The following is a 10,872-nucleotide window of genomic DNA, read 5'->3' as shown; positions in this document are numbered from 1 at the left end:
ATTAAAGTTCGGGGATGGCTCTTCTATGATAAAATATCTTCTCTTTAAACGACTAAACTGTAAGGTAAGATCGTAACTTTTTCAATTTATAATACATAAAATATCAAAAATGGAAACAAATTTTAAACACAGTGTCATATATGATATGATACAGCGAAAAAATAGGAGGAAAATCTTGGCTGAAGAGAACAGATACATCCACGGGACGGCTAAGCAGGAGCAGGGGAGGCTCAAGCTTCTGAACTCGATCACCAACGGCTCCTTCATCAACTTCCTGGGCGAGTCTTTAGAGAATATTGACGGCAGGAAGATCGCCGACTTCGGCTGCGGCACCGGAGACCTAATGTCGGATATCGCAGGCAGATATAAGGGAGCGCAGATTACCGGTGTCGAGATATCGAAGGCCCAGTATGACGAGGCGGTCGCAAAGATGGGGGGAAACCCGAATCTCACGCTCATAAACTCGGATGTCCTGAGCTCGGGCCTCGAAGACGAGTCCTTCGACCTCTGCTACTGCCGCTACCTCTTGGAGCACATCCCCGATCCCGTCGCCGTGGCAAAAGAGATGTTTCGCGTCGTTAAGCAAGGCGGCCTCATCAAGGCCCAGGAGAACGACCTGGCGGTGGTATTCTATCACCCTGAGGTGGATGGATTGGAGGCTGTCTGCCGGGAGTTCTGCGCCCTCCAGATGGAGCTGGGGGGCGACCCCTTCATTGGGCGAAAGCTCTTCGACATCTTCAAGAGGGCCGGGGCGGTGGATATAACCCTGACCTACGAACCGGAGATATACACGGAAGACGACCCGGAGAGGTACAGGGCGTGGATGACAAACGCCCTCAACATCTACCAGGGAGCAAAGGAGAGGATGGTCAAGAGGGGCAATATAGACGAGGCGAGCATAGACCGGGTCCTCGATATCCTGTCGGAGAGGATAGCGAGGCCCGAGGGGGTCTCCCTCTTCCACTGGAACAGGGTCTCGGCGAGAAAGGGATGATTTTCAGGGCTATGAGATTTTCAGCCAAAAAGAGGGCCGGGGGAAGGTCAAACGTTGCACGTCAAGGAGCCGTAAAGGTCGGGATAGGAATCGCACTCTCCCTTTCCATTATTCTGACGGCTGCGGGCTCGACCGCGGCCGCGGCAAGGGAGGAAGGGGATGTCACCATCGTCATATTAGGGGACAGGACGGCGGGGCACCGGGAGGGGATATACGAGGCCGTGGTCGAGAAATCTAGGGGGGCGAGGGGGGAGCGCCCCGACCTCTACGTGACTATCGGGGATCAGATCGAGGGCTACACGGTGGACGAGGGGGTGATCAACGCCCAGTGGCGCGAGTATTTCAGGATCGTGAGGAAAATCAGGCGGCGGCTCCTCATCCTTCCCGGAAACCACGACGTCTGGAGCGGCGCTTCGGAGAAGATATGGTCAAAGCGCACAAAGAGGGAGACCAGCTACAGCACCGATTACGACGGGATCCACCTCGTCCTCTTTGAAAACGGCCGATGGATGACGCTCGATTCCCTGCCGGAAGAAAGGATCGATTGGCTCGTGGCGGATCTTAAGGCTCACAGAGACGCCAGGTTGACCCTCGTCTTTCTCCACAGGCCCTACTGGTATTTAACGCTCCCCTCGGGAAAGGCCGACCGGCTCCACGAGATATTTACGGCCAACGGCGTCGACGCCGTATTTTCGGGCCACCTCCACCGCTACGGCTCCAGCCTCTACGACGGGATTTATTACACAATGGTCGGCTCCTCAGGCGGGAGTATGGAAGACGACGTATCGATTAAGGGGCACTTCTACAGCTGCGTCAAGGTAGAAATAAAGGACGACGACCTCACGATAAAGGTTGTCCCCCTCGAGGGGGAGGAGGAGCTTCCCGCGGACTTCGTTACGATAGAGGATCTCAAGTTTTTCGACAGGATTGAAGACAGATACGTTGTCCCCGGGGAGCTCTTTTTAGGCACCGAATCCTCGAAAAAGAAGAGCGAGTTGAGGATTGACATAGAGAATAACAGAGAGACAAACCTGCCGTTTGAGATCAAATGGGAGACGAAGGACACAGGCTGGGAGATCTCTCCAAAGGAGGCGACAGTTGAAATACCGGCGGGTGAGAAAAAAACGGCGGCATTTTCGGCGCGCCTCAAGGATAATCCATACCCTCTCCCAAGGTTCAAGGTCACTTATCCCTACCGGCGGGACAGGAGCTACGATTTCAGGGGGACCGTCAAAATGAGGAGGGTGCTTGAAGTTCCGAGGATTACCGGTGTCACGGTAGACGGCAGGGTCGATGGGGGCGAGTGGGAGAATGCTGTGGCGGAATCCACCTTCTCAGATCCCAAAGGTATGGCGTCGTTGATCTCAGACACCCTCTTTCTCTTCGGCCGAGATAAAGAAAACCTCTACGTCCTCGCATCGTGCATGGCGGACACGGAAGACCTCGTCATTAACGCAGAGGGGCGTGACGGCGACGTCTTTAGGGACGACTCCATAGGCCTCTTCATCTCGCCCGATCCTGACTCGGGCACCACATACCAGCTCTTCGTCAATCCCTTGGGCGTCATACTGGACAGGAAGATCGAAAAGGGAAAGGGGAAAAAAAGGAAGGCCGACCCGTCCTGGGACTCCGGCTGCGTGGCGGGGGCGTACATCTCTCCGAAAAGCGCCGACGGCTTCTATCAGCTGGAGCTCAAGATCCCCCTTTCCGCCTTCGGGGCCGACCCGCCGAAGTTGGGAGAGGAGTGGGGAATCAACTTCGGACGCCTGTCTGCAAGATCGGGGGAGCTCGCTAAATGGCAGTATCACAAATCGATCGAGCACAGCCTGGGCAGGATGGTCTTTGGGAGGTAGGCCCAATGGCCCAAGCGGGGCTTTCAATTCATCCGGCCGGAGGGAGGGGCAAAGAAAAGCTTCGGCGTTAAATCCCAGACCCCGCCGTTCGCAAAAAAAGCCCCAAACCTCGAAAAGCATTAAAAAGCCCCCGACCTGATAGTAATCGGGCCGGGGGCTTTTATTTTAATATTTGAATCCCGGAATCCTTCGGGACTCCTTGAAATTCCTCTTTTAAAGAACTCCTCCCCTCCTACTCATTCAAAAAATCCTTCCGACCCCCTTAGAATTCATACAGCAGTTGGTTGGTGATGGACCATATCTCGCCCCAGTCGCCGCGGGTGCCGTCCGCCTTCTCGTAATCCCACGAGTCGCCGGTGAAGAGCACGCCCGCGCTTAACGAATATGTCAGCCCCTCCATGATCTCGTAGGAGAAGCCAAAGTCGAGCTCCCAGCCCAGGTCGTCGCCGGCATCCCACGACTGATACCAGTAGTTACCGTAAAGAGATGCGGGATGGGGATATCCGGGGCCCTTGGCTGTAACCAGGGCTGCCCTGGTACCTGCAAAGTTTTCTCCCACGTCCTCCGTCCACTTTGCCCAGACAACGGCGAGATTCAGGCTCAGCTTCTCCACCGGGCAAATCTCGAAGTAGAGCTTTACGGACGTCAGGTTTTCGGCGGTGGGCCAACCTACTCCCATAGCTCCATTATAGACCGAGTTTAATCCTCCCCAGCTTCCTAAGATATTCGCCCACTTGAAACCGTCACCCATTAAGTAATTGATGTTCACGTTTGTAAGGCTTATGTCGTTCCAGTAGTGGTGCTGACCGCTCCCCATGAGGAATGCCAGGCCGAGCCTGAACAGGTCGTTGTAGTAAGAGACATCGGCATAGACGTTCCATCCGTAAATCGTGAAGCTGTCGGGATCAGCAAAAGCGCCGGGGCCATCAGTTGGAAAAGAGGATATATAGGTCGCGTGGCCGTAGAGCCAGCTGTTCTCGAGCTTAATGTCGATCATGTCGGCTATGTTTCCCGTATAGGCGAGTCCCCAGAAGCCGACCACCGCAGAATATTCCCCGTCGCCGTTCCACCAGTATGTTGTTGAGTTCCACAGAATTCCGCTGAAAGGAGCATTCGTGTCGGCGTTGTTATCGAACATTACTCCGCCGAACAGCTCGATCAGATGATCCTCCATCGGCGTGATCTTGACGTCCATCGCGTAGATATCGGTATCCCAGTTGTACCACGGATTGCCCGATCCGGACGTTATGTTATCGGTGCCCTTTAAATAGTAGGCGGATAGGGCGACCGGCCCCCATGCGTTGGACCATTTTATACCTTCGATACCCGGCGTCTCGTCCTGGCCTATGCTCAGCATCAGGCCGTATCCGAACTGCATTGGGAATTTCCCCACTGTGAACGTCCCGAGGGTCGGCAGCGTGAACTCGATGTATGCCCAGTCGATGAAGTTTCCGGCAGCGCTGTTGTTAATAAGCAGGTTTCTCTGCTGTCCCCAGGTATCCTCGACGAGGTCGAATTTGATCACCGCCTTCAGGAACTCGCTCCTCGTGTGGGTGATGGTAAGCCTGAACCTCTGGTCGAACCAGCCGTCGTACTGGGCGTTTTCATGTCCCGGAAGAATAAAAGGTGCGCTAATGTCTTCCACCTTCTTGTCGAAGTTGTACTCGTTCCAAGCCCGAACCCTATATTCACCGTTAAAGGTGGTCTCCGCCGCCAGGGCCGTAAACGCCGTGGTGGCTAATACAATAGCAATTGCTAATACTACAATTTTTTTCATCCTGACCTCCTAAACTTAATATAGAAATTAAAAAGTCTTGGACCTAACTCAAGGAAATATTATCAAAAGATTAGTGAGAGTGTCAAGAAAAAAGTTAAAGAAAACTAATAAATAACAAATGTCTTGCAAATCCTTAACTTGATGAAGTAATATAACTTTCAATTGATAACTTGTAACGGAGTGAAACCATGAGCAGAAAAACAGTTGCCTTTACAATCCTTGCAATAATCGGAATATTAGCCGCGTACCTTCTCCTGTGGCCCGTCCCCATCGATCCGGCCCCCTACTCGCCGCTTAAGGCGCCCGAGCTCACCGGCGTCTACGAACCGAACGACTACCTCTCCAAAATCGAGAGGCTGGGAGAGGGCGCGGGCGTCGGCCCGGAGGACGTCGCCATAGACGACGGCGGCAATATCTACGGCGGAATGGAGGACGGTTCCATCGTGAAACTTTCCCCCGACGGCCAAAGCCGTGAGACCTACGCCCAAACGGGGGGCAGACCCTTGGGGCTCAAATTCGACGGCTCAAAAAACCTGATCGTCGCGTGCGGACAGAAGGGGCTGTTGTCGATCGATCCCAAAGGCAAGGTGACCACCCTTGCAACCGAAGAGGGGGGCATACCCTTCAAAAACACCGAAGACCTGGACATTGCAAAAGACGGCGTTATCTACTTCACCGACGGCTCCTCCAAGTTCAACGAACTCGAGTTCTACGATGAGCTGATGGAGCACAGGCCCAACGGCCGCTTCCTGAAATACGACCCGAAGACAAAAGAGACCACTCTTTTCATCGACGGCATTCACTTCGCCAATGGCGTGGCCATAAGCCCAGACCAATCCTTTGTCCTGATCTGCGAGATGGGAATGTACAGGGTATTGCGATACTGGCTCTCCGGCGAAAAGCGGGGCGAACATGAGGTCTTTATCGACAACCTTCCCGGCTTTCCGGACGGAATATCCTCGAACGGAAAGGATACGTTCTGGCTGACACTCGTCTCACCCAGGGACGCCACGGCCGACAAGATACTATTCCCGAGACCGCGCCTAAGAAAGATAGTGAGCCGTCTGCCCCAGGCACTCCTCCCCTCGGCAAAAAACTACGATTTCATCCTGGGCCTTGACGTAAACGGCAACGTCGTCCACAACCTCCAGGACCCGGCAGGCTCCTTCTTCCAGATAACCAACGTCGTCGAGCACGACGGATACCTGTATCTGGGAAGCCTCGTAGAGAACGCGATGGGGAAAGTCGCCGTCCCTTAAAGGGCCTTAAACCTAACGGCAATCCCGGATTTTAATGCCGTGGTTGCCTTTGAAAAAATCGTGAGAATCTCGACATCTATCGGATTTCTGTGGATAACCAATCGAGAGCTTTTGTATCGATCGATTTTTCAATAATATTTGGCTATTCTTGTAACAAAACCAAGAATTTCTTGACAAATCTTCTACACTGTTATATTCTTTCAATTGTTACTAAATAGAGGAGAAGAGTTCATGGGGATATTTGACAAAAAGGGAACAGGGTCCACAGGGGATGTCGGCAGGGCGGCGCCGCAACCGTCCTACATAGAAACTAAAAGCGGCCTCGATTGTGATTGCTACATCGCGGAGGGAATTACTGTTGAGGGGAAGATTACGGGAAATAAGAGCGTGGGTATCGACGGTAATTTTAAGGGGGAATTGGATATCTCCTCCAAGGTGGTAGTCGGGGAGACCGGTGAGATAAAAGGTAACATCACCGCCGAAGACGTGGAGATTTCCGGAAAGGTGGTTGGAAATATAATCGCCGATAACTTCATGGAGGCCAAGCCTACAGGACAGATCATCGGCGATATAGAGGCCTCCCGCCTGGTTATAGAGGACGGCGCCATCTTCGAGGGCAACATCACCATGAGTAAAAAGAAGAAGGCGAAAACGGAGGCCGCATCCGCCATAACGATGGGAGATGTCTCGGAAGCATCGGAAGAGGAGACCACCTATTAGTCAGGGGGTCGCCGAAATTTAGAGAGGGTCGCCTGAATCCTGAAACAGGGACTTCACCTGAGTTTTAAAACATCTAATGAGGGGTCGCCGGAATCCTGTGGGGGATCGCCGGAATAGATAGTCATTAATTGAGGGAGCCGGTCAGGATTAAAAATATCCAACTAGGGCAGAAAGCACAGCGGGAGAGGGTCAAGCTTACCGACTGAAAAAGCCTCCTTAAACAGATAACCGAGATGAAAAACTCCTTAAAAATCTCCAATAACACCCTGGGTTTGCTCATTGGGCTCGTCCTAAGCGTCTGGTGGATTTTCATGGGGCTTGACATCGGCTTTCGTTTCGAAGCCCCGGACACTATAAGCTACCTCCTGACGCTTGGCGGACTGCGCCACACGATAATGACGACAGCGGCCTTGATCCTGATCCCAATCTGTGCGCGGGAAACCAGATGGGGATTTATCCTTGCAATACTTCTGGGAGCCGTCACCCTTGTACTGACGCTCTTACACATCTTTTACATGATTCTCTCAAAACCCCCCGGATTTGAATCACAGCTCTTCGGGCCGATCGTTTGGTCAATCATGCAGCTCCCGATAGTCTTTTTCGGCTGCAGGGCTTTAAAAAAGTGATTCCATAGCATTCAAACTTAAGCGGACTTTTAAGCCTTGCCAAAGGTCGAAAGTCAAAGTGGGGGGGAGTATTTCAAATCCCCCGTTAACAAAAAAAGATAGGATTCTTTAGGGACACATATAAATATAGAACTTAAACAAGCTGTGAACAAACAAGCCGATCCAAGCCGTCCATCCGTAAGGACGGCTTTTTATATAAGAAAAAAAACCGCCATATTGATTATAAGGATGAATTGATGAATCTGGAGATCTCGTTGGTCCAGTTCAAACCGGTCCTCCTGGACATAAAAAACAACCTCGATAGGGCGTCAGGCTTCATCAAAGAAATCACCTCCTCCTCGAACCCTGACGTCATCCTCTTTCCGGAGCTCTTTCTCTCCGGCTACACATTCAAATACAGAAGAGAGGTCGAAAGGGTCTCGTTTCCGCTGAACGAAAACGAGCACCTCTCGCCGTTCATCGAGATAACGAGGGAGAGATCGATCGCCGTCTGCGGGGGCTACTCCGAGAGGGAGGGCGATTCTATCTACAATTCGTCGTTCTTCATCGCCGACGGGGAGATCATCGCAAACTACAGGAAGGTCCACCTCTTCCACGACGAGGCGGATTTCTTCGAGCCGGGAGACACCGGCTTTCGGGTCTTCGAGTACAGGGGCGCGAGGCTCGGGATGATGATATGCTTCGACTGGATATTCCCGGAAGCGGCGAGGACCCTGTCCCTGAAAGGAGCCCAGGTGATCCTTCACCCGGCAAACCTCGTGCTGCCCTACTGCCAGCGGGCGATGTACGCAAGAGCCATCGAGAACAGGGTATTCATCGCAACGGCAAACAGGATCGGAGAGGAGGAAAACGGCGGCCGCAAAAACAGCTTCACTGGGGGGTCCCAGATAGTATCGCCGAAGGGGAAGTATATCCTCACCATGAGCGATAAGAAGGAGTGCTTCGCATCAGAGGTCATAGACCCGGCCGAGGCCGATGACAAGAAGATCACGGAGAGAAGCGACATCTTCGCAACCCGCAGGGTGGAGTTTTATAAATAGTGTTGTTATAGAGGGGAGACGCCTTCACCTGAATAAAGAAGCGGTAAGTCTATTACACCAAATAAAAAGGACTACTTTTACCTCCCCCCACACCCAAAAAAAACAGATGTCCCAAGACCTCCCTGACGCCCGCTTTCACAATTCCTATTTTACTATACTGCATGCCCAATCACAGCCCAACTCACACGCCCTTTCCAAATCAGCAAATGCCTTTGCATGATTTTCTAAAACGTGATATCCAGAACCTCTAAAGCAAAAAGCTTCCGCATAATCCGGCTCTATCATTATAGCATTATCAAAATCGGCTGTAGCCATTAATATATATTCACGCCATCCAGGATTAGAATTAGATTTATTTCTCACTGCTATACAAACAAGAACCTTTCCCCTCCAGTAGTACGCATCCGCCAAATTGGGGTCTGCAATAACCGCGTTATTAAAGCATTTAAAGGCTTCCTCGTAATTTGATTTATCGCAGTAGTATGAGTCTGGGTCTTTTAAATAGTTTTTTCCCTGCCTTATCCACTCCTCCGCCGACTGTGCGTGGGCGGAAATAGATCCTAACAATACAAATAATAAAATGATAACAGCGGATAATCTCTTCATGGCACACCTCCGTAACCGGTCGGTCAAGCAACCGGTTAAATATATTTTCTATACTTCATTTTGTAGTTTAGTATTTCCTTCAGGCACGTAATGATCTCCTCCTGGGCCCCCTTAAAGAAAACGCTCTCGTCCCTCGTGGAGACGTCGTCCACCCCTCCTTTTATCCAGCTCTTCCCGTCGGCGGTTTCCGTCCACAAGACCTCCCCTGTCTTTGAATTGATGAAGTTGTATGTAACCGTCATGGAGACCGATCTCTTCATCCACGTTACGTAATGGCTTTCGGTTCCGTAACGCTTTGAATAGATGTATCCGTAGTACCCGATGAAGCCGGACGTGTACGCGTTACCCTTAATATACTCCTGCCACGTATTGCTGTCGTAGTTGTAAAAATCAAGATTTCCGAACAGTACCGCGTCCACCCCGTACTGCTTCCCGAGCTTTTGGGCGAGCGATGAAGTGGGCAGCCCGTCTACTGTCTCGTTGATAATCACTATCCCGTAGTCTCCTTTTTCCCTTAGATAAGCGACAATATTTGCGGTAATATTGTCCTCGATGCCCTTTCTCAACGTTGCGTTCGACAGCTTCACCACGCCGATTTTCTTTATGTCCGAGTTGTCAAATTTGGGCTTGATCACCGTCCATTCTTCAACGTATGTCCTTTTGGGCATATCCGGCGCAGGCACTGTTGCACACGCGAGGAGATAGGCAAGGGTAATCAGGAGGGCGGAGAACAAAATAAGGTTGCTCACTATCCTTTCTCTTTTCATAATAACATCCCTTTATATAATTATAATAAATTACCAATATATACTTTTTTCTTTGTGTACTATTTATGTAATATATTCCCTTAATATTGCTATTTATATATACCAACCATATTTTTCTTGTCAAGCTATATTTTCTAATTAGCAAATCTTTTCAACTTCGGCTTCCGTTTTTGAAAATAGAAACGTAAAAGTTGAAGAAACAGATTCAACTATAAATCCCGCAATTATGGCTTCTTCGAGACCGGTCATTTTAAACCTCCTTTTTTCAGAAACGAATCCCTTTTGGATTCAGGTTTATTGTTTAATCGTATTTTATGGCAAAAACAGACTCCTTTGTAACTCCACCGAGCTTGTCCAGCTTGTCCTTTATCTCTTTTTGATTTTTCAAGTTGGCCTCTTTACCCTTCCGATCCTGCCACTCTTTATACCAATCCTTCATTTTCGACTCCTTTTACGAGGTTTTTCCTTCGAGATTAACCGCTAATCTCATTTAACTAAATTTTCTCACAAAGGAGTCAACACTATAAAAATATTAAAAAATCACTACTTTTTTTTGGTTTTCAATTTTTCCTTTTTTTTCATTTAATATGATTAATTTAAGACTTCCACAAGCAGAACCTTCTTTGAGCTTACATCCCTTATAATAATCTGCTTTCGCCTTTTCTATATTGTCTAATTTTCTATATGCATCGCCTCTGGCATTATAATATGATCCACTTTTGGGATATACTGAAATTGCCTTGCCGTAATCCTCTATCGCCTTCTCATATTCCTCCAATTCAAAATAGATATTGCCCCTGTAGTAATAACTCTTTGAAGAGGATGGATTCAGCTCGATCGCCCTTGTCAGGTCGGAGATGGCATCATCATATCTTGCCAAAGATAAGTATATTTGAGATCTTTCTCTGTAGACGATCCAGTAGTCGGGATTAATCTCCAATGCCTCATTGAAATACTCCAGTGCTGCAAATTTTCTCTCATATATCAAAGTGACATTATTAAGTTGAGACATTCCTTTTCGATACAATTTTTCTTCCTTGGGTAGAAGAATGTACCTAATAGAAAGAAATGAAACAATTAGTAGTAGAAGTATCGCCAATATACATACAAACCATCCACCACAACTCTTTGGCATAATCTCTTTTGATTTTTTCAGCTTCATTTTATTCCCCGGAAAGCAGATTGACTATATTGTACACAATATTATATGTTAATGTTGATATAGTGTCA

General features: G+C 49.6%; 11 protein-coding genes. 6 read left to right on the top strand and 5 right to left on the bottom strand.

Annotated features, from left to right (window positions below; genetic code table 11):
* Nucleotides 1–175 precede the first annotated feature (175 nt).
* Entirely contained in the window at nt 176–994 is an 819-nt protein-coding gene (locus JW984_02755; protein ID MBN1572097.1) for a methyltransferase domain-containing protein, read from the top strand.
* Nucleotides 991–2,847 (top strand): metallophosphoesterase, encoded by a 1,857-nt coding sequence (locus tag JW984_02750; protein MBN1572096.1) that lies wholly within the window; start codon nt 991–993, stop codon nt 2,845–2,847. Before JW984_02755 ends, JW984_02750 begins: the two co-directional genes overlap by 4 nt.
* Nucleotides 2,848–3,109: 262 nt before the next feature.
* Here JW984_02750 and JW984_02745 read toward each other — a convergent pair whose 3' ends face one another.
* Complete coding sequence (locus JW984_02745; protein ID MBN1572095.1) at nt 3,110–4,624, bottom strand: hypothetical protein; 1,515 nt, start codon at nt 4,622–4,624, stop codon at nt 3,110–3,112.
* Nucleotides 4,625–4,812: 188 nt separating this feature from the next.
* On the opposite strand from JW984_02745, the gene JW984_02740 reads away from it, so the two are divergent.
* The 4 genes from JW984_02740 to JW984_02725 all read left to right on the top strand — a co-directional run bounded on the left by JW984_02740 (nt 4,813) and on the right by JW984_02725 (nt 8,269).
* Nucleotides 4,813–5,883, top strand: a complete 1,071-nt coding sequence (locus tag JW984_02740) for an SMP-30/gluconolactonase/LRE family protein (protein MBN1572094.1) — start codon at nt 4,813–4,815, stop codon at nt 5,881–5,883.
* A gap of 231 nt (nt 5,884–6,114) precedes the next feature.
* Nucleotides 6,115–6,603: a polymer-forming cytoskeletal protein gene (locus JW984_02735; protein MBN1572093.1), complete on the top strand. Its 489-nt coding sequence runs from the start codon at nt 6,115–6,117 to the stop codon at nt 6,601–6,603.
* A gap of 233 nt (nt 6,604–6,836) precedes the next feature.
* Nucleotides 6,837–7,229, top strand: coding sequence for a hypothetical protein (locus JW984_02730; GenBank protein ID MBN1572092.1), 393 nt, complete (start codon nt 6,837–6,839; stop codon nt 7,227–7,229).
* A 236-nt stretch (nt 7,230–7,465) separates the two neighbouring features.
* Nucleotides 7,466–8,269, top strand: coding sequence for a hypothetical protein (locus JW984_02725; GenBank protein MBN1572091.1), 804 nt, complete (start codon nt 7,466–7,468; stop codon nt 8,267–8,269).
* Between the two features lie 144 nt (nt 8,270–8,413).
* Here JW984_02725 and JW984_02720 read toward each other — a convergent pair whose 3' ends face one another.
* From JW984_02720 to JW984_02705, 4 genes are all read right to left on the bottom strand, one after another.
* Complete coding sequence (locus JW984_02720) at nt 8,414–8,875, bottom strand: tetratricopeptide repeat protein (protein ID MBN1572090.1); 462 nt, start codon at nt 8,873–8,875, stop codon at nt 8,414–8,416.
* 35 nt (nt 8,876–8,910) lie between these two features.
* A complete protein-coding gene (locus JW984_02715; GenBank protein MBN1572089.1) occupies nt 8,911–9,642 on the bottom strand; it encodes a hypothetical protein in 732 nt (243 codons plus the stop codon).
* 301 nt (nt 9,643–9,943) lie between these two features.
* Nucleotides 9,944–10,081: a hypothetical protein gene (locus JW984_02710; protein MBN1572088.1), complete on the bottom strand. Its 138-nt coding sequence runs from the start codon at nt 10,079–10,081 to the stop codon at nt 9,944–9,946.
* Between the two features lie 93 nt (nt 10,082–10,174).
* A complete protein-coding gene (locus tag JW984_02705; protein ID MBN1572087.1) occupies nt 10,175–10,804 on the bottom strand; it encodes a tetratricopeptide repeat protein in 630 nt (209 codons plus the stop codon).
* Nucleotides 10,805–10,872 lie beyond the last annotated feature (68 nt).

This window comes from Candidatus Zymogenus saltonus (assembly GCA_016929395.1).
Classification (GTDB): domain Bacteria; phylum Desulfobacterota; class Zymogenia; order Zymogenales; family Zymogenaceae; genus Zymogenus; species Zymogenus saltonus.
The sequence above is the reverse complement of the archived record's forward strand: the minus strand, read 5'-3'. Positions and strand labels throughout refer to the sequence as shown.